17 protein-coding genes are annotated in these 19,331 nt (G+C 44.0%); 10 read left to right on the top strand and 7 right to left on the bottom strand.

The annotated features are described in order from the left end of the window. Window positions 1-131 precede the first annotated feature (131 nt). Window positions 132-620 (bottom strand): Lrp/AsnC ligand binding domain-containing protein, encoded by a 489-nt coding sequence (locus tag G3W54_RS04160; RefSeq protein ID WP_244627829.1) that lies wholly within the window; start codon window positions 618-620, stop codon window positions 132-134. A 108-nt stretch (window positions 621-728) separates the two neighbouring features. Here G3W54_RS04160 and putA point away from each other — a divergent pair, with 108 nt between their 5' ends. Next, complete coding sequence (gene putA / locus G3W54_RS04155; RefSeq protein ID WP_162651868.1) at window positions 729-4,217, top strand: bifunctional proline dehydrogenase/L-glutamate gamma-semialdehyde dehydrogenase PutA; 3,489 nt, start codon at window positions 729-731, stop codon at window positions 4,215-4,217. A gap of 58 nt (window positions 4,218-4,275) precedes the next feature. On the opposite strand, the gene G3W54_RS04150 is transcribed toward putA, so the two are convergent. Then, window positions 4,276-5,229, bottom strand: a complete 954-nt coding sequence (locus tag G3W54_RS04150) for an ornithine cyclodeaminase family protein (protein ID WP_162651867.1) — start codon at window positions 5,227-5,229, stop codon at window positions 4,276-4,278. Window positions 5,230-5,490: 261 nt separating this feature from the next. Between G3W54_RS04150 and G3W54_RS04145 the strand changes: the two genes are divergently transcribed. Beyond that, window positions 5,491-6,678 carry an MFS transporter gene (locus G3W54_RS04145; protein ID WP_162651866.1) on the top strand — a complete coding sequence of 396 codons (1,188 nt, stop codon included), beginning with the start codon at window positions 5,491-5,493 and terminating at the stop codon, window positions 6,676-6,678. Here G3W54_RS04145 and nagA read toward each other — a convergent pair. From nagA to G3W54_RS04125, 4 genes are read right to left on the bottom strand one after another with little or no spacing between them, the layout of a single operon-like run. Beyond that, entirely contained in the window at window positions 6,641-7,792 is a 1,152-nt protein-coding gene (gene nagA / locus G3W54_RS04140) for an N-acetylglucosamine-6-phosphate deacetylase (RefSeq protein ID WP_244627828.1), read from the bottom strand. The genes G3W54_RS04145 and nagA overlap by 38 nt on opposite strands. A 36-nt stretch (window positions 7,793-7,828) precedes the next feature. Further along, the gene (locus tag G3W54_RS04135) at window positions 7,829-8,002 is read right to left on the bottom strand and encodes a hypothetical protein (RefSeq protein ID WP_162651865.1); all 174 of its coding nucleotides are present in this window, start codon (window positions 8,000-8,002) and stop codon (window positions 7,829-7,831) included. Window position 8,003: 1 nt separating this feature from the next. Next, window positions 8,004-8,750, bottom strand: a complete 747-nt coding sequence (locus G3W54_RS04130) for a GntR family transcriptional regulator (RefSeq protein WP_162653547.1) — start codon at window positions 8,748-8,750, stop codon at window positions 8,004-8,006. A gap of 20 nt (window positions 8,751-8,770) precedes the next feature. Beyond that, window positions 8,771-9,646: a BadF/BadG/BcrA/BcrD ATPase family protein gene (locus G3W54_RS04125; RefSeq protein WP_162651864.1), complete on the bottom strand. Its 876-nt coding sequence runs from the start codon at window positions 9,644-9,646 to the stop codon at window positions 8,771-8,773. 193 nt (window positions 9,647-9,839) lie between these two features. On the opposite strand from G3W54_RS04125, the gene G3W54_RS04120 reads away from it, so the two are divergent. From G3W54_RS04120 to G3W54_RS04090, 7 genes are all read left to right on the top strand, one after another. After that, entirely contained in the window at window positions 9,840-10,742 is a 903-nt protein-coding gene (locus tag G3W54_RS04120) for an N-acetylmuramic acid 6-phosphate etherase (protein ID WP_162651863.1), read from the top strand. Window positions 10,743-10,804: 62 nt separating this feature from the next. Continuing rightward, complete coding sequence (locus G3W54_RS04115; protein ID WP_162651862.1) at window positions 10,805-12,064, top strand: ABC transporter substrate-binding protein; 1,260 nt, start codon at window positions 10,805-10,807, stop codon at window positions 12,062-12,064. Between the two features lie 73 nt (window positions 12,065-12,137). Next, window positions 12,138-13,064, top strand: coding sequence for a sugar ABC transporter permease (locus G3W54_RS04110; protein ID WP_162651861.1), 927 nt, complete (start codon window positions 12,138-12,140; stop codon window positions 13,062-13,064). 9 nt (window positions 13,065-13,073) lie between these two features. Next, a complete protein-coding gene (locus tag G3W54_RS04105; protein WP_162651860.1) occupies window positions 13,074-13,931 on the top strand; it encodes a carbohydrate ABC transporter permease in 858 nt (285 codons plus the stop codon). Continuing rightward, window positions 13,928-14,989, top strand: coding sequence for a Gfo/Idh/MocA family oxidoreductase (locus tag G3W54_RS04100; RefSeq protein ID WP_162651859.1), 1,062 nt, complete (start codon window positions 13,928-13,930; stop codon window positions 14,987-14,989). The genes G3W54_RS04105 and G3W54_RS04100 overlap by 4 nt, the downstream gene beginning before the upstream one ends. Window positions 14,990-15,004: 15 nt before the next feature. After that, the gene (locus G3W54_RS04095) at window positions 15,005-16,006 is read left to right on the top strand and encodes an ABC transporter ATP-binding protein (protein ID WP_162651858.1); all 1,002 of its coding nucleotides are present in this window, start codon (window positions 15,005-15,007) and stop codon (window positions 16,004-16,006) included. Between the two features lie 14 nt (window positions 16,007-16,020). Next, window positions 16,021-16,764 (top strand): copper homeostasis protein CutC, encoded by a 744-nt coding sequence (locus G3W54_RS04090; RefSeq protein WP_162651857.1) that lies wholly within the window; start codon window positions 16,021-16,023, stop codon window positions 16,762-16,764. A gap of 33 nt (window positions 16,765-16,797) precedes the next feature. Here G3W54_RS04090 and G3W54_RS04085 read toward each other — a convergent pair whose 3' ends face one another. Then, the gene (locus G3W54_RS04085) at window positions 16,798-18,162 is read right to left on the bottom strand and encodes an O-antigen ligase (RefSeq protein ID WP_162651856.1); all 1,365 of its coding nucleotides are present in this window, start codon (window positions 18,160-18,162) and stop codon (window positions 16,798-16,800) included. Between the two features lie 130 nt (window positions 18,163-18,292). Between G3W54_RS04085 and G3W54_RS04080 the strand changes: the two genes are divergently transcribed. Beyond that, the gene (locus G3W54_RS04080) at window positions 18,293-19,294 is read left to right on the top strand and encodes an asparaginase (protein ID WP_162651855.1); all 1,002 of its coding nucleotides are present in this window, start codon (window positions 18,293-18,295) and stop codon (window positions 19,292-19,294) included. The last annotated feature ends 37 nt before the right edge of the window (window positions 19,295-19,331 follow it).

Here is a 19,331-nt window from a genome sequence, read left to right as displayed (position 1 = left end):
ATCTACACTTTTAAAGCGACTAACTGCATTTATTGGCCTCTGGCTATTAGGTGTCGCTGCGCTTGCAATTATTGCCTATGCAATTAAGCTTGTAATCTTGTAGGAAAAGGTTCTTGAAGCAACATGCAACATTAGTTGAACTCGGCGCCAATTTCCTTGACCGCTTCAAGCGTTACATATGTCGATGAGCTGGCGACATGTGGCAATGTAGATATTTGCTCGCCTAAAACACGCCGATAGGCTGTAATATCTTTCGTACGAACTTTCAGAAGATAATCAAACGACCCTGCGATCATATGGCACTGTTCAATTTCCACGATTGATTGGACTGCTTCATTAAATGCCTTGAGCGCAGCCTCGGTTGTATCGTGTAGTTTAACCTCAGCAAATGCAATATGGCTCATATCAAGTTTTACAGGGTTCAGAACCGCTCGAAAACCCAAAATAAAACCATCGTTTATTAGGCGTTTTACTCTCACACCGCAGGGGGTTTTTGACATGCCCACTTGTTTGGCAAGGTCTGTGATCGCCATTCGTCCATCGACAGATAAAATCGCGATGATTTTTTGGTCTAAAAAGTCAAGTTCACTATCTGGATCGGTTCTATGTCCATTTTTCACTAAAAAATCCCCGTATTTAAGTGTGTATGCCTAAGAAAATAAAAAACTAAGGAAAATGTCCTTTTGTAATAATGTTAGAATATGGGCAGATAAGCAAGGAATAAACCTATGAACCAATTACTCGACATCCGATCTCGTATCAGAAACTTACATATGATCGATGAAACATCCGCTCTGAAGGAGCTGTCTAGGGATCATGGTTTAGGCGATAAAAGTCGTGCAGAGGTTTCTGCTGGAGCCGCTGAGTTGGTTCGAAATATTCGTAAAGCAAGTAATCCCGGTCTTATGGAGGTATTCCTTGCTGAATACGGCTTGTCGACGCAAGAAGGTATTGCATTGATGTGTCTTGCAGAAGCGTTGCTTCGTGTTCCAGATGCGCACACAATTGATGAGCTGATCGAAGATAAGATCGCACCGTCTTCGTGGGGTGAGCATCTTGGACAATCCAGTTCATCACTTGTTAATGCCTCTACGTGGGCGCTTATGTTAACTGGTAAAGTTCTGCAAGAACCTGAATCTGAAGGGCTTGCAGATACTTTGCATGCTGCAGTACGCCGACTTGGCGAACCATTGATCCGCACCGCGGTTAAACGAGCAATGAAAGAGATGGGGCATCAGTTCGTGCTCGGCCAGACGATATCAGAGGCAGTTAAACGTGGCCAAGCGATGGAGAAGAAGGGGTTTACTTACTCCTATGACATGTTGGGAGAAGCAGCATTAACGGCAAAAGATGCGGATGCATTTTTTACTTCCTACAGTGATGCAATCAAAAAGCTTGCGCGTTATGCAAAGCATGAAGACATTCGTAAAAACCCTGGCATATCGATCAAACTTTCAGCTCTGCATCCTCGATATGAAGTTGCCCAACGAGAGAGGGTCATGAAGGAATTGGTACCACGGGTTAAGGTGCTCGCAGATATGGCCAAAGAAGCGCAAATGGGTTTAAATATTGATGCCGAAGAAGCTGATCGTCTGGATCTATCTCTTGATGTGATTGAGGAAGTCCTGCGTGCACCACAATATGCCGGTTGGAATGGATTTGGTGTTGTTGTTCAAGCCTATAGCAAACGCTGCCCTGCGGTTATTGACTGGCTTTATTCTCTCGCAAATGAGACCGATCGAAATATTATGGTTCGCTTAGTTAAAGGTGCGTACTGGGATACAGAAATCAAGCAGGCCCAGGTTGACGGTGTGAATGATTTCCCTGTTTTTACCGATAAAGCAGCAACAGATGTTTCTTACATTTGTTGTGCCCGAAAACTATTGAACTACTCTGATCGTATTTACCCGCAATTTGCCACACATAACGCCCATACGGTGAGCGCGATACTTCATATGGCTGAAAAAGGTCAGTCTTTTGAATTTCAGCGATTGCATGGGATGGGTGAAGAACTACACAAGCTTGTGCTTGATCAGGAAGGAACCCGTTGCAGAATTTATGCACCTGTCGGTGCGCATCGCGATTTGCTGGCTTATCTGGTGCGAAGACTTTTGGAAAATGGCGCTAATTCCTCTTTTGTTAATCAACTGGTTGATGAGGATGTAAGCCCGGAAACTATTGCTGAGGACCCTTTTAGAATTCTCCGAAGTGACGCGACTATTGGAAGTAAATTTGTTAAAAATCCAAATGACATCTATCAGCCAGAAAGGCCAAATTCTGTAGGTTGGGATCTGCGTAATTTTGATGATTTAGTTGCATTTGAGAAGGCCCGCGAAACGTTTAAATCCCATGAATGGATCGTAAAACCAATGATCTCTGGTTCGATTTGGTGTGACCGGCCGACAGCTGTTTATAGTCCAAATAACGCCGAAGATCAGGTAGGATTTGTAACTAAGGCTTCTCTTGAACAAGTTGAGAATGCGTTGGTATCTGCAAGAAACTGGGGCAATATATCTTGTGAGAAAAGGTCCGCTATACTGAATAAAGCTGCTGATCTTTATGAAGAAAATGCCGGCGAAATCTTCGCAGCTCTTTGTCGCGAAGCAGGTAAAACTGCACTTGATGCGGTGGCAGAAATTCGCGAAGCTGTTGATTTTTTAAGATATTATGGTGCGGAAGCAATTCGACTTGGGGATTTGCCTGAGCGCGGAATTATAACGTGCATCTCACCGTGGAATTTTCCGTTGGCAATTTTTACCGGACAAATTTCTGCAGGCTTGGCCGCAGGGAATGGTGTGTTGGCAAAACCGGCCGATCCAACCCCGATCATTGCATCTATCGGTGTTCGTTTGATGCATAAAGCAGGCGTCCCAAAGGCAGTTTTACAGCTCATTCCAGGCAAGGGTTCTGTTGTGGGTGCGAAATTGACCACTGATAAACGCATTAATGGGATTTGTTTCACAGGCTCAACGGGTGTTGCGCAGATGATCTATCGTGACTCGGCGGCCAAACTGGAACCCGATTCCACATTTATTGCGGAAACTGGAGGTCTTAATGCGATGATCGTTGATTCAACAGCACTTCCAGAACAAGCAATTAAAGACATAGTGGATTCCTCGTTCCGCTCTTGCGGCCAACGCTGCTCCGCCTTGCGTATGTTATATTTACAAAAAGATATTGCTGATGAGTTTCTGGAAATGCTCTATGGCGCTATGGATGAATTGGAAATTTCAGACCCATGGAACATGTCATCTGATGTTGGTCCGGTCATAACAGCATCAGCTCGTCGCGAGATTGTCGATCATATTGATCAAGCTAGGGCGGAAGGTACTTTACTTAAACAGTTGGATGCACCGCAGGACAGTTTGTTCGTAGGGCCAGCCGTCATCAAGGTCGGCGGTGTCTTGTCTCTCGAAAAGGAGATATTTGGTCCTGTTCTCCATATTTGCACGTTTGAGGCAACAGAGATCGACCAGATTATCTCTGATATCAATGCAAGTGGCTATGGTCTGACTTTCGGCCTGCATACTCGTATTGATGATCGAGTCGAATACATTACGAGCAAAATTAATGTAGGTAATATTTATGTAAATCGAAATCAGATCGGCGCGGTTGTTGGATCGCAGCCATTCGGAGGAGAGGGGCTTTCTGGAACAGGTCCAAAAGCGGGTGGCTCGCATTATGTGAGGCGTTTCAAGCGCCTTACTCTACCGGAACATGATTTTGTTGAAGGCAATGAAGTTGAGGTTAGCAGAGTGCAAACGGCTTTAAATGAAGCCATCACTGATACACATACCGCTCTTGAAACCATCGATATGCCGGGTCCGACCGGAGAGTCTAACAGATGGTCAATTTTCGCCAAAGGCACCATTTTATGTTTGGGTCCAACTGCATCTCTTGCGGAAAGTCAGATGGAGATTGCCCATGAAATGGGTTGCGCCGCTGTAGGCGTGGCGCCGGGTCTTACAGGTGCCAACACTATATCTGGAGTCCTTCCTAGGGCGGCATTATCAGAGTTAAAGGGGTTCGAGGCCGTTGCATTATGGTCTGATCGAAACGACCTTCTAGCAGCCCGTCAAGCGCTTGCCAGCAGAGCTGGTGCGCTTCTGCCACTTATCGCAACCAATGATATGAAGGATTTATGCTTATTAGAGCGTCATCTTTGTATTGATACAACAGCGGCGGGAGGTAATACTTCACTTCTGGCTGCCCAATAGAAGCTTATCATGAGGGTCGAAGTGGTGGGTTAACAGCCAGGTCATTACCTGGTTAGCGTTACAATGTTAGATTTGAGTGCGATTTTTCATATGCAAGTGCTGCTGCAAAGAGATCTTCCAATGCTGTTCCAACTGATTTGAAAACTGTGATTTCACTATCGTTTTTGCGCCCAGCGTGTTTCTGCCGAGTAAGATCAAACAAATCAGCCAGAATGTCGTTTTCGGAAATTACACCATCCGCAATTGGTTGAACGATATCGCCTGCTTCTTTCATAGCTCCAGCCCGCGTATCTACAAAGATGTTTGCCCGTCGCATAACCTCGTCATCACTTTCACGCATATCTGGCTTAAATGCTCCGGCCAAATCTAGGTGAGTACCTGGCCGCAACCATTCTCCTTTTACCAAAGCTGTTTTAGATACTGTTGCGCAAGAAATAACATCCGCTGATTTAGCTGCCTCCTCCAAATCGGATACCGCTGTAGCGTTTAAACCAAATTCAAACAATGATTTGGACATCTCTTGTGCTTTATCTAATCGACGTCCCCAAATAGAGATTTTTTTAATGGGTCGGACTGCACAATGAGCTTGCACAAGCGATTTTGACAAGCCTCCTGTGCCAACCACCAATAAGTGAGACGCATCTGATCGCGATAGATATTTCGATGCCAATGCAGAGGCCGCTGCCGTTCTTCTATTTGTAAGTACTGCGCCATCAATCAACGCTATTGTCTGGCCATCAGTAGCTTGAATTAATTGATAATTTGCTGAAACCGCCGGTAAGCCTCGGGCCCCGTTTTCCGGCACAACAACCGCGGTCTTGATGCCCAGATATTTCCCCGGAATCCAGGCAGGCATAAGAAGCAGAGTGCCATCAAGCTCTCCCGGAATTTGAAAATCATGATGATGTCTTACGGGCATTTCACAGCCTGCTTCAAACCCTTTTTGTAGCGCTTCAACCAGTTCAGGCCACGCGAGTGCTTCTTGAGTTGCTTGTGCATCAAGGATGATCATTTATTAAGCTTTCATTCTTGTAATTTTCTAAACTCTACACGAAAATTAGGAGTAGCCAAGTGTGTATTCGGGTGTTGTGTTGTTTGAAACTGAATACTCCAGCCAAATGAATGCAGTTTGTTGTTTAAGAAATAATGAAATTTACAAATCATACCTCTTGACCTCAACCATACTTGAGAAATTAACCTGTAGAGAGAATTGAAAATTAAAGCAGTTAATAAGAGGTGCAACTATGAGAATTTCCAATATTAAAGTGTGTGTATGGTCGAAATGCACATGATTCGCTATTTCATCTTTGTCAACTTTTTATCCTCTGTTTCGATAGGAGTTTTTTTAATCGCTCTGCCTTGGTTGATCATAAAAACACAAGGTAGTGATTCACTTATCGCTGTTAATGCAGCGGCGATGATGTTTCTTTTTTTGCTGCGCAAGAGAAGTGGCATCTTGGTAGATTCAATCTCCCGAGCTGGATTATTCGCTACAGCAATGCTTCTAATGGCTTTGTTTCTCGCAATTTTGGCCTTTCAACCGGACAATGTGGTGTTATTGCTCGGCGTATTTTTCTTTGGCCATATCTATCTGTTTTTTTATTATGTCATTCGTTCCGCGATCACTCGTGACATTGTGCCTGATGGACAGTTTGGACGCTACAACGGAATATTGGAGATTGAGGGCCAAGTATCGACCTTTGTGGCGGGAGGATTAACGGCGTATATCTTCGCGCAAAATGTTGCTTCATTGTCGCTGGTATTTGGATGCGCTGCGGCAGGGATGATTATTTCAGCATCGATCGTATTGATGAAGTTACACATAAATGTACCTAGTGCTCAGAAAGAAATTGAGCCAGATGGATTAGCCTATAAGCAATATCCATTATCATTACTGCTTCTGTCTTATTGTGGAAGCGTGCCTTTTATTTGTGTTATGCTTTTGAATATAATTAAGCCAATTGTGATAGTAGATTTTCTTCAATATTCAGGCGAAGTTTTAGCGCTTACAAGCGTTTTTTATACGGTAGGTGCAACCAGCGCCGGTACACTCGGAAGCAGAAGTTGGATTGAAACAGCCAGCGAGAGGGTGGTTTTTCTAACCTTAGTAATCTTTCTTCTCTCTTGTGCTTTGTTGGTCATTAATTCGTCCGCGGTGATGCTCTACTTTAGCTCAATCATATGGGGAGTGAGTAATGGTCTTAGTCGTATAACGTGGCAGACAGCGGCTATGAACAAAGTTGGTACACAAGATATTGGCAAATTTCTTTCTTCTATTTCTGCCGGTGTTGGCGTTGGTCGTATTTGTTTGCTGCTAATATATTGGGTTCTAATGTCGCTGTGGGGCGGATATGAGTTATCCTTTATTTACTTAGCGGCTATTTGTGCGACGGGACTCATCGTCTTTGTAGCAGGCTGTGGCATTAATGTAATTGCTGACCGCGACGCCAAACATTCTTAATCTCATTTTTTGTACCAATATGGATGATATCTGCACTGGCACCAGAATTTAGAGTTCCTATATGCCCAGAGATTCCCATACACTGAGCGGGGTAAAGAGTTGCCATTCGTATGGCTTCTTCCGGATCCATGTCGGTTAGTTTTTGAATGTTCAATACAGCAGATATCATATCGAGATCTGCTCCTGCCAGAGTTCCATTTTCAAGAGTAAGTATGCCGTTGTTTCGATAAATCGTGCGATCATTCAGTGTAAAGCTGGTGAGGTCTGTCCCAATTGTGGACATTGCATCGGTCACCAAGAAGGCCTTGCCGGGGCCTCGTTTTGCTGCAAGCGCAATAGATAAGGGGGCAGGGTGTACATGATGCCCATCGGCGATAAGTCCGCAGAAGAATGCTCCCTCGTTGATTGCAGCTCCCACTAAACCAGGTTCGCGATGCGTGAGTGGGCTCATGGCATTGAAAAGATGTGTCGCGCATGTTGCGCCGGATTCTGAAGCTTCAACGGCTTGTTCATACGTACAATTTGTGTGCCCCAAACTGACAATGATGTTTGCCTCAGAGAGTACTTTAATCTGTTGCAACGTGACTGTTTCAATGCCAACTGTGATCATTAGGTTTGGCAGGTTTTTGCGGCCATCTATCAAAATCTTTACATCTTCATCTGTCATTTTGCGAATAAGTGACGGGTCATGGGCACCTTTTTTTTGTGTAGACAGGTGTGGCCCTTCAAGATGCAGGCCCAAGAAACCGGGAACATTTTGTTTGTGCGCTTCGATACCTGCTTCAATAGCTCGTTTTGTGTTATCAAAATCATCTGTGATAAGTGTCGGTAATAGTGAGGTTGTGCCAAATTTTGCATGTGCGTCACAGATCGTTCGAATACCATCGATGGTCGGCTCATCATTGAGTAGAACTCCACCACCGCCATTGACCTGTAGATCAATAAAGCCAGGAGTAAGTGTACCTCCATCAACTGAAATCACTTCATATTCTGAAGGTACTTCGTGGTCGGCTACAATCGCAATGATTTTACCATCTGAAAGTAACAGCGCGCTGTTCTTGTGGGTTTTCTCCGCATCAAAAATATTGGCACCAATGATTGCTTTATTATTCATAATGTTTTCGTAACTTTCCGTAACTTCGGTGGAATATCAGGATTGAAGCCCTTGTCCCGCGAAAGTTGCTATGAGTTTCGGGTTCAAATCTCTCAGGGCATCTGCTGCCTTTTGGATTTTGTTTTCCGGGGCACTGAGAAGTCGCTCGATTGCGAGAGGGATTTCTTCAATCTCCTTACGCATATCTGTTTTACTGACGATGTTTAGCATTCTAATTCTCGTTTGAAATCTGCATCTCGGCAACGAAATCATATGCGTCACCTCGGTAAATAGACGATGTAAATTCAACTATCTGGCCAGAATTCGAGTATGAAATACGCTCAATATTTAATCCGGCAACACCTTCAGGTACTGCAAGCAATTTAGCGTCTTCAATTCCAATATTGGCGGCCGAAATACGTTGTATGGCTCTACTCGGTTTGTTTCCGCTCTTTTCGAGATGTGCGTATAAGGATACATCAACATTTTCTGGGTCAGGTAGAAATTGTGTTGATAGTGACGCACGTTCGATTGCCATTGGTATTCCATCAGCATGGCGCAAACGCCAAATTCTGGCTACCAACTGTGATGGTCTTAGACCCAATGCCATAATTTCTTTTGGCGAAGGAGAGGATATTCGTTTCTCTAGGAATGTGGATTTAATTTCCATTCCGCGTCGTGCCATGTCCTCGCTAAAAGAAGTTAAGCTTGAGAGTGATTGCTCGACCCGTTCTACCTTCGGTGCAACTGATGTTCCCGAACCCTGTTTTTGCACTACTAAGTTGGCCCGAACTAATTCTTGCACTGCTTTTCGAACTGTAATTCGCGAGACGTCTGAAAACTCAGCTATTTCTCGTTCGGATGGTAGTGGCTCTCCAGCTTTGAAATGACCGGAACTTATTATAGTTTCAAGGTGGTCGCGTAACTGAATATAAAGAGGTCCGGCTCCTGAGCTATTCCAGTTTTCACGACTAAATATATTCTCTGATGTTGCGGTACTCAAGCTGCTACCTCCTGTTCAAATGACTGGATTGCGAGTGCTACGGCACCTTGTGTAGGGCTTTGCTTTGGTTCGCGTATTCGATGGCGCAAACTACTATTTAATAATGAGGCATATTTGCCACCCAAGCCCCCTAATAGGTGAAATTCTTGGTTTTCATCTTCTAAGGAAGCATTCAGCACTTCCTCAAGATCCGTGATTGCCTTCTCTACGATTTTTATCGCAACTGGGTCTCCAAGCTCATAGTGTTCAAAAATTTCAGGAGCGAATTTCCCGCATTCGCTTGGGCTTGCATTTTTTGCAAACTCAACAATCTGACGAGGATCGTTTCCAAATTGTTCCAATACAGATCGCGTTAGATCCGTATTTTGGCGAATTTTATCATAGCTTAACAACACGTCCTCTAGTAGTGCTCGACCTATCCGCGCGCCCCCAGACAGATCACTAACCAAATTCCCCCAGCCTCCGATAGAGCGTACGACGCCCTCTTTTCGGTGCATAAATACCGAACCAGTCCCAATAATGGCAGCAAAGCCATCTTCGTTGCCTATTGCTCCTTGTAAAGAAATTGCCGCATCGGAATCAATCTGAGCTTTGCGAAAGGGCAGCTGGTGCAACAAGCGATCTGAATAATCATCAAGGTTAGCACCTGCGAGGCCTAAAAAAGCAACTGAATCTTCGATGATTTTGAAGTCGAGTCCAGCTTCTGAAAGTGCAGATTTGCAGGCCGTTAGTATATTATTTCTAGCGGCATCTAAGTTTGTAACGATGTTCGCGGATCCCGACACGCCAGTACCCAGTTGCTCTCCGTGAGAATTGCAAATGAGCGCACGGCAACCTGTACCACCACCATCGACACCAATAAAATAAGTCATAAAAACCTCCAGAGGCTATAATACCAATTTAATACCATTAACCAAATAGTTTTTCAGATATTTTTTACAAACAAAAATAACTAGTTGATTTTTAACAATTAAAAATGTTTTTTCAAATTTTTGTCATAAAAATGATTAACAGCCCTAGACAAGTGGTATTAGATTGGTATTATTGTCGCAAGAGGAAACTAATATGACTAATGTTGCAGTAAAGCTTCAAACGGAGCAGCTAAATACAAAATCAATTGGGATTGACGCGCAGCCCTCAAAAGCGGTGTTGCGAGAGTTGTTGGCAGGGCAGATTTCTGCCGCCAAAAGCGTAGAAAGTGCAGTTCCTGAAATTGAAGCTGCAGCTATTGCGCTTACAAATACACTTTCATCATCCAATAAGATTATTTATGTAGCAGCAGGCAGTTCGGCCTTGATGGCTATCGCTGACGGTTTGGAGCTGCCGGGTACCTACGGCATTTCTAACGATAATATCAGAATAGTTATGGCTGGTGGCGCTGGTAGCCTTACGCAGATGCTCGGAGGGCCGGAAGATGATCGTGATCAAGGCGGTAAGGACGTTGCTGACGCAGGCATGAAGCGTGGCGATTGTGTTATTTGTCTTTCTGCCAGCGGTTCCACACCTTATGTTTTGGGGGCAATTGAAGTTGCCAAGGCAGAAGGCGCAACAGTTGTTGGGATCGCTAATAATCCTGATACGCCATTGCTTAATGAAGCTGACATATCGATATTTTTGCCAACGCCGCCAGAGGTGATCGCAGGTTCGACACGAATGGGCGCGGGTACAGCGCAAAAGGTGGCCTTGAATATGATGTCCACTCTTATGGCAATTCAACTTGGCCATGTTCATGATGGCCATATGGTCAATTTGCAAGTTGAAAATTTGAAGTTGCAAAAACGTGCTCAAGGTATGGTTAGATCTATTGCTGATTGTGATGAGGTAACTGCTAACGCAGCACTTAGGGATGCAGATGGCAATGTAAAACTTGCGGTTCTGCTTGCAAGTGGAGCAAAAGACACAAAACAGGGAACAGAAATTCTTGAACGAAACGGTCATAAGCTAAGACCGTCTCTTTCAGAGCTATAGCAGAGCAATTCGCTCTGTCATTGAAAGCCTATTGCGGGCGTAAACTAGGGAGAATAGTCAACATGAAAACGAAAATTTTAAAATCAATTTTACTCGGTTCAACAGGACTTGCTATGGCAACTGTTGCTGCTGCAGCAGACGTAACAATTACGATTGAGAGCTGGAGAAATGATGATTTGACAATCTGGCAGGAAAAAATCATTCCTGCGTTTGAAGCTCAAAATCCAGAAATTAAAGTTAAGTTCACACCGTCTGCTCCTGCGGAATATAATGCTGTACTAAATTCTAAGCTTGATGCTGGTTCTGCTGGTGATATTATTACTTGTCGTCCATTTGATGCATCATTGAGCCTTTATGAAAAAGGACATCTAGCATCTCTCGCGGATCTTGAAGGGATGTCAAAATTCTCTGATGTGGCTAAATCCGCTTGGATCACTGACGATGGAAAAAATCCATTTTGTGTACCAATGGCATCGGTTATTCATGGTTTCATCTACAATAAAGAAGCTTTGGCTGATGCAGGCGTTAGCGTTCCAACTACGGAAGAAGAATTCTTCGCTGTTCTAGAAGCCATTAAAGCTAAAGGTAATTATACACCATTGGCAATGGGTACAAATGATCAGTGGGAAGCTGCCACTATGGGTTATAACAACATCGGTCCAAATTACTGGAAAGGTGAAGAAGGTCGTACGGCGCTGATTAAAGGCGAACAAAAACTTACTGATGAAGGTTGGGTTGCTCCATATCGTCAACTTGCTAAGTGGAAAGACTACCTTGGTGATGGTTTTGAAGCTCAGACTTACCCTGATAGCCAAAATCTATTCACACTTGGTCGTGCTGCAGTATATCCTGCAGGTTCATGGGAAATTACGGGCTTTAATGCAAATGCAGATTTTGAAATGGGTGCGTTTAATCCACCTGTGCCAAAATCAGGTGACGAGTGCTACATTTCCGATCACACAGATATTGGCATCGGCATGAACGCAGCATCACCAAATGCAGAAGCAGCAAAAACATTCCTAAATTGGGTGGCAACTTCTGAATTTGCAAGCCTTTACGCAAATGCACTACCTGGCTTCTTCCCGCTTTCAAGCGAACCGGTAACGCTAGAAGATCCACTTGCTCAGGAATTTATTTCATGGCGCGAGAAATGTAACTCAAGTATCCGTTCAACATATCAAATTTTGTCTCGTGGTGAGCCAAATCTAGAGAACGAAACTTGGAACGCTTCTGTCGCAACAATCAAGGGAACAGAAAGCCCTGAAGATGCTGGTAAGCGTCTGCAAGACGGTCTGGCTTCTTGGTATAAGCCACAACAGTAAAATAAATATATGCAGGTCGCGATATTTAGTTGCGACCTGCTTTAAACTTTAGATTTTGGGTGAGGGGAATTCAATGAAACAGACACGAAAACGAACATCGTTTCGCTGGCATATTCTAGTTTTTCTTGCGCCAGCGACACTGATCTACACTGCCATTATGGTTATTCCGCTATTTGCGACAATTCAGCTGTCGTTATTTCAGACTGTTGAAAGTAATCAAGTCTTTGTAGGGCTTGCAAATTTCAAGAAGCTATTCGGAGATGAGCGGTGGTCAGCAGATTTTTGGAACGCCTTTAGCAATAATACTTGGTTCTTCGTCATTCATATGCTGGTTCAAAACCCTATCGGCATTATACTTGCGGCTATATTGAGCAGCAATAAGTTGCGTATGCGAAGTTTTTACCGAACATCAATTTTTGTACCAACTATCCTCTCATTTGTGATTGTAGGATTTGCTTGGAAACTTATTTTAAGTCCTTTATGGGGTGTTGCGCCTTCTATGCTTGATGCTGTTGGTCTTAAGAGCCTATTTGCCCCATGGCTTGGTAAAGAAGAATATGCGTTGACAACATTGGCCTTGGTATCTGTTTGGCAGTTCGTCGGGATACCGATGATGCTGATTTACGCCGCGCTATTGTCAATTCCTGATGAGATATTAGAAGCTGCTGAATGTGATGGAATTTATGGTATCTCGCAATTTTTCAAAATTAAGTTGCCACTTATTTTGCCATCAATCGGCATTATCTCGGTGCTAACCTTTGTTGCTAACTTCAATGCATTTGATCTGATATATGCAACACAGGGCGCATTGGCGGGACCAAACTATTCCACTGATATTCTCGGCACACTTATGTTCCGAACATTCTTCGGATTTCAGTTGCAGTTGGGTGATCCAAACATGGGATCAACCATAGCGTCAGCCATGTTCCTGATCATCTTGATTGGAGTATCGCTCTATCTATTCGGCATTCAAACGCGGCTGCGCCGCTATCAATTCTAGGGGTGTATGATGAGTAATTCAAACGGTATTTCAAATACATCGCGCCAAACGTTTCAAGCATTTGCAGCACATGGAATTTTGATAACATATACATTGATCGCCTTGTTCCCTGTATTCGTGATTTTGATCAATTCGTTCAAATCTCGAAAAGCAATATTCAAGTCACCTTTATCATTACCCAATGCGGAATCGTTCAGCTTGATCGGGTATGAAACGGTGATCAAACAAGGCGACTTTCTACTCTATTTTCAAAATAGTCTAGTCGTTACAGTCGTCACGCTCACAATGGTGCTTTTGTTCGGCGCTATGGCAGCTTTTGCACTTGCCGAATATCGCTTCCGTGGCAATCTTTTGATGGGACTGTACCTGGCGTTGGGTATTATGATTCCAATCCGTTTAGGAACAGTCGCGATCTTGGATATTATGGTCGCGAGCGGCCTTGTAAATACTCTGACGGCGCTTATCCTAGTTTATACTGCGCAGGGTCTGCCACTTGCCATATTTATTTTATCGGAGTTTATGCAAGGTATTTCAGATGATTTAAAAAATGCAGGGCGCATAGATGGTCTTTCTGAGTATCGAATATTTGGGCGCTTGGTTCTGCCTTTAATCAGGCCAGCAATGGCGACAGTTGCCGTCTTTACAATGATCCCAATATGGAACGATCTTTGGTTCCCATTAATATTGGCACCAGCGGAGGAAACTAAAACTGTAACTTTAGGTGCACAAGTATTTATCGGGCAATTTGTAACTGACTGGAATGCTGTTCTTTCTTCCCTGTCACTTGCCATTATACCGGTACTCATTCTGTATCTTATTTTCTCAAAGCAGTTGATCAAGGGTATCACCGCTGGAGCAGTAAAATGATAGACCGAAAACCCATTCGGGTTCTGGCTGTTGGTCTCGGAAATATGGGAAAAAGCCATGCTTTGGCTTATCACAACGATCCTGATTTCGAAATTGTTGGTCTTGTAAATCGTTCGAAAGTAGATTTGCCTGAGGATTTGCACGGCTACACAGTCCATCATTCATATGAAGTTGCGCTTGCGGAATTTAAACCTGAACTTGTGTCAATCAATACATATTCTGATACGCATGCAGACTACTCCATAATGGCGATGGAAGCAGGTGCGCATGTATTTGTGGAAAAACCTATTGCGACAACAGTTGCAGATGCAAAGCGTGTTGCAGACACTGCAAAACGTTTGAAGAAAAAGCTTGTTGTTGGTTACATCTTACGGCATCATCCTTCCTGGATCACGCTGATCGAAAAGGCGCGGGATCTGGGAGGGCCGTACGTTTTTCGCTTGAACTTGAATCAACAATCTTCAGGCCCAACTTGGCAAACACATAAAAGCCTTATGAAGACGACATCGCCCATTGTGGACTGTGGCGTTCATTATGTTGACGTTATGTGTCAGATTACCGATGCAAAACCTGTGAAAGTGCACGGTATGGGCTTGCGGATGAGCGATGAAATAAGTCCGGATATGTATAATTATGGTCACTTTCAAGTGATTTTTGAAGACAAATCTGTCGGGTGGTATGAAGCCGGTTGGGGGCCGATGATGTCAGAAACAGCATTCTTTGTGAAAGATATCATATCTCCAAATGGGAGCGTATCCATTGTGGTGCCTGAGGGTACAAAATCTGATGATGTTGATGCACACACAAAAACATCATTGATCCGTATTCACAGCGCAGAAATTGATGCTTCGGGTGAGTTTAAAAAACTCGATGAAAATTTGTCGATGGCAGATGAACCGGGGCATGATGAACTTTGTGCACGTGAACAGGAATATATGGCGCGGGTTATATATGAAGACTTGGACACTCATCGTCATGTTGATGATGCTGTTCAATCTCTCAGCATTTGCCTTGCGGCAGATGAAAGTATTCGCACTGGCGTTGAAATAGAACTTTAAGATTAGGAAATCGTTTTGGGATCTTTATTACTTAAAAATATTCGGAAATCCTTCGGCTCAGTAGACGTTCTCAAAGGGATCGATCTAGATGTGCCAGATGGAGAGTTTGTCGTTTTTGTTGGCCCATCTGGCTGCGGGAAATCTACATTATTGCGCATCATCGCCGGCCTTGAAAATGAAACTGATGGTGTCATCGAGATTGATGGACGTGAAGTAAATGCTGAACCGCCGACTAAGCGCGGTATTGCAATGGTCTTTCAAACTTATGCGCTTTATCCGCATCTGTCGGTTAAAGAGAATATGAGCCTTGGTTTAAAGCAAGCAAAACGCCCTAAGCAAGAAATTGCGGATAAGGTGGAAGCTGCTTCGGCAATGCTATCATTAGATGAGTATCTCGAGCGTCGGCCTGCCGAGCTATCGGGTGGACAACGACAACGAGTAGCTATTGGTAGAGCGCTTGTGCGCAAACCGTCACTCTTCCTGTTTGACGAGCCTTTATCAAATTTGGATGCTGCTTTGCGGGTAAATACGCGTTTAGAGATCGCACGTCTCCATCGTCAACTAGACACGACAATGGTATATGTAACGCATGACCAAACAGAGGCAATGACTTTAGCTGATAGAATTGTTGTGCTGCAAGATGGCAGGATTGAACAGGTTGGGGCTCCTATGGAGTTGTATAATAGTCCTGCCAACATGTTTGTTGCAGGGTTTATAGGTTCTCCCAAAATGAATTTTATTTCTGGTCAGGATGTAGGTTCGTCAAAAGCAAAAACTATTGGTGTGCGGCCTGAGCATTTGCTGCTTAATGCAAAAGAAGGTGATTGGAAATGCACTGTCTCACACGTTGAACATCTAGGTGCAGACACAAATGTTTATCTCGATGGTGAAAGTGCAGGATCAATAACAGTACGCCTGTTCGGCGAGCATTCATTTGAAGAAGGGCAGACTGTTTATGCTACTCCTGAGAATGGTCGCGTTCATGAGTTTGACAATGAAGGTAATGCCATCAGGTAACGGAAGTTATAACATTGTCCATCAGAACTGAAATATGTATCGATTCTGTTGAAGGTGTTCTCGCCGCGAAAGAAGCAGGCGCGAATGGGGTGGAGCTATGTTCGGCGTTATTGGAGGGCGGACTTACACCGTCATACGGGTTAGTAAAACGCGCTGTTGCTGTTTCTGGAAATGTCGATATTCAAGTTATGATCAGGCCGCGTGGTGGTGACTTTCTTTACACCGAAGAAGAGTTTTGCTCCATGAAAGAAGATATCATAGCTTTGAAATGTTTGGGTGTTGAAGGGTTCGTATTTGGCTTGCTCGATGCTGATGGTAGCGTAGATATTTCAAGAACTGCCGAGTTGATTGAATTATCCCGCCCCGTAGCAGTGACATTTCATCGAGCGATAGATATGGCTTATGATCCTCTATCTGCGCTAGATACACTAATTGATTTGGGTGTTGAGCGCATATTAACATCAGGCCATTCTCCAAATGCGCTTGAGGGAGCACCGGTGATCCACCAGATGGTGAAACGTGCGAAAGGTCGGATTAGAATTATGGCTGGGTGCGGAATTACACCCAATAATGTTGTCAGAATTCTTGACGAAACAGGTGTCAATGAAATTCACTTCTCAGCATTCGAAAAACAAGCAGGCCCTATGCTTTACAGGAACAATCGAGTATCTATGGGGGGCACATTGCGTCCGCCAGAGTTTGATCGATCTGTGACATCTACCTACCGGATAGATGGTATATTATCTGCAATAGAATAATTTATAAATAACCTAAGTTTATTCCTGATTAAGTTACTTAAAACTCTGAAATTGTCGTTCTGATGCATGATTTTTGTGAGTTCTGGCCAAGATTTGAAGGCCGAAAACTGAGAATATATGCATGATCCAGATCGGATCGGATCTACTTAGAACAAACGCCTCCATCAAAGATAATAGTATTGTAAAGGCAATGACCATCATAAACATGTCCGCCAGATGTCGTTTTGATGGATCATTATATGCTCGTACATAGTTGATCATAGGTAGGATGTAGACAACAAATATGATGATGGGTCCTCCAACGAAACCAAATGCCAACATTGTATCGATGTAACTGTTGTGGCCATGAACAATGTTAAGAAAATCCCATTTTGAATAGGCCGGAATAACCCCATTTTTGACCATATCGGTTTGCCAGAAATTGTCGAAACCAAATCCAAAGAATGGGCGTGTTAGAACATTATCTATCCCAAAGTGCCAAAGATCATCCCGCCCCGTGAATGTGGTATCATCTAGGAAAAGGCTCGTTATGGTTTTTAAATTTTCGCTATAAACGGTGCCAACTGATAAAAGCGCGGCTCCCAAGAATGTTATAATCACCGTAAAAATAGCTGTTTTAGAACTCCCAAAGAGACGTGCGGTCAAGATTGCAAAAATAGCCATGGGCAGGAAGCCTGTCGTAGTCTTAGAGCCCGTTTTCAATACGAAGATAAACGAAAGAAGTGCGATGACTACGCCCATGGCTTTATCCCCAGATCTGTAGATGTAAACGCCAAAAATGGTGAGAATAGAAAAAATTGGGCCGGCTATATTCTTATGACGGAATGGACCGCGCCAAAGTCCTTCGTGTTGAGCCTCATATCCGCCAGAGGAATGAACTGCTGCGTCAGGGAAAAGTACAAGTCCTATATAGGAAATAACTATAACTAAAGTTGATGTTAACACCAGGACTGCTCGGAAATCACGAACAGATGCCGGTACCATGATGATATTTAATGCCACAAAAGCTGAAATAAGGGCCAATGCCAATGCTCTACCAGCAGCAATACTGTCATTGGACATGTAAACGGCAACAGCCATTGCGCCTAAGGCTAATATCCATGCTGGCGATGCCACTGCACGTAATTTGCGCGAGCTGACCTGCGTAAGCATCATAAACCCAGAAATTACCAATAAGGTTATGAAACCAATCTGATTAACGGCGTCGCCGCCAGTTATTCTCGGGGCATCGGAGCTTGCATTGAATGGGCGAAAAGAAAGAATGATTGTTACAAATATTATGCTTGAAAACAGAACTAGGAGTGCGCGCCGTACATGATCACTTGCAATAAAATCTCGTAAACGCAACTGGTCGGAAACCTGTGTTGCCCCCCTACTATCAGCGACGGGCTGATTCACTCCGGAAATGTTACCTGCATAGGGCATAGATCAATACTTCGTAGACGTTAAATTCACTTTCACTTTGGCCAAAACATGGTTAATGAAGAATTAAAGTTTAGTCTTGGTTACAGAAATTGAGGACAATTTGGTGATTAATCCGACCCTAGTAGAACTTACGCGCGGCAGAAGTGTTGAGAGTAAGCATTGTGGGGCCTATGCCGTTTCTGATGGTTCGGGGAAAATAGTGATGTCTGCGGGCAACATAGAAAGTCCAATATTCCCTCGTTCTGCCGTCAAAGCGATGCAGGCATTGTTGCTTGTCGAAAGTGGTGCAGCAAGCACTTATGGGTTTGGAAATCGCGAACTGGCGCTTGCATGTGCCTCACATTCCGGCGAACAAAAACATGCTGAGCTTGCCGCGCAGATGTTGGCGAAGGCAGGACTTGATCAAACCAACATGGAGTGTGGCACGCACTGGTCTTTTCATCCAAATATATTGATTGAGCAAGCTAAATTTGGGGTCGAACCATCTTGTTTGCATAATAATTGTTCAGGAAAACACGCCGGTTTTTTATGTGTTGCATGCCATTGTAATCTCCCCTTGCGCGGGTATGTTAATTCTCAACACACAGTTCAGCAAGAAGTTGCTCGGAGCCTAGAAGCGATGACTGGCAGCAAGTTGGACATGGATCTTTGTGGCATAGATGGCTGCGCGATACCGACATACGCAGTACCACTTAAAAAACTGGCACACGGATTTGCAAAAATGGCGACAGGGGAAGGTCTTACTTCTGAGCGTGCAAAAGCATCTAAAACTCTGATAGATGCTTGTATGGCTGAACCGTTTTATGTGGCTGGAACAGATAGAGCTTGTACAAAGTTAATGGAAATCGCGCCGGGTGAGATATTTGTAAAAACTGGCGCGGAAGGTGTTTATACCGCAGCCCTGCCGAAACTTGGTCTTGGTATGGCGCTTAAAATCGACGATGGAGCAACGCGTGCAGCGGAAGTCGTAATTGCGGAGTTGATTGCAAATTATATGGAGGCTGAGGAACCAATTGCAGCTAACTTGAAGGCATTTGCCAATCGAGAACTCACTAATTGGAACGGCGACATTGTCGGTAAAATTACTGCGTCACTTCAATCATAGGTTCCTGATCGGAAACTTTTGTTCCTTGTTTTTGCAA

Source organism: Lentilitoribacter sp. Alg239-R112, from assembly GCF_900537175.1.
Taxonomy (GTDB): Bacteria; Pseudomonadota; Alphaproteobacteria; order Rhizobiales; family Rhizobiaceae; genus Lentilitoribacter.
This window is presented reverse-complemented; position numbering and strand designations above follow the sequence as displayed.

Excerpts from the sequence above, each read along its gene's own strand:
- nagA (WP_244627828.1), bottom strand. The coding sequence starts at position 7,792 with ATGAATAATAAAGCAATCATTGGTGCCAATATTTTTGATGCGGAGAAA.
- G3W54_RS04125 (WP_162651864.1), bottom strand. The coding sequence starts at position 9,646 with ATGACTTATTTTATTGGTGTCGATGGTGGTGGTACAGGTTGCCGTGCG.
- G3W54_RS04100 (WP_162651859.1), top strand. The coding sequence starts at position 13,928 with ATGATAGACCGAAAACCCATTCGGGTTCTGGCTGTTGGTCTCGGAAAT.
- G3W54_RS04110 (WP_162651861.1), top strand. The coding sequence starts at position 12,138 with ATGAAACAGACACGAAAACGAACATCGTTTCGCTGGCATATTCTAGTT.
- G3W54_RS04145 (WP_162651866.1), top strand. The coding sequence starts at position 5,491 with ATGGTCGAAATGCACATGATTCGCTATTTCATCTTTGTCAACTTTTTA.
- G3W54_RS04115 (WP_162651862.1), top strand. The coding sequence starts at position 10,805 with ATGAAAACGAAAATTTTAAAATCAATTTTACTCGGTTCAACAGGACTT.
- G3W54_RS04120 (WP_162651863.1), top strand. The coding sequence starts at position 9,840 with ATGACTAATGTTGCAGTAAAGCTTCAAACGGAGCAGCTAAATACAAAA.
- G3W54_RS04105 (WP_162651860.1), top strand. The coding sequence starts at position 13,074 with ATGAGTAATTCAAACGGTATTTCAAATACATCGCGCCAAACGTTTCAA.
- putA (WP_162651868.1), top strand. The coding sequence starts at position 729 with ATGAACCAATTACTCGACATCCGATCTCGTATCAGAAACTTACATATG.
- G3W54_RS04135 (WP_162651865.1), bottom strand. The coding sequence starts at position 8,002 with ATGCTAAACATCGTCAGTAAAACAGATATGCGTAAGGAGATTGAAGAA.
- G3W54_RS04150 (WP_162651867.1), bottom strand. The coding sequence starts at position 5,229 with ATGATCATCCTTGATGCACAAGCAACTCAAGAAGCACTCGCGTGGCCT.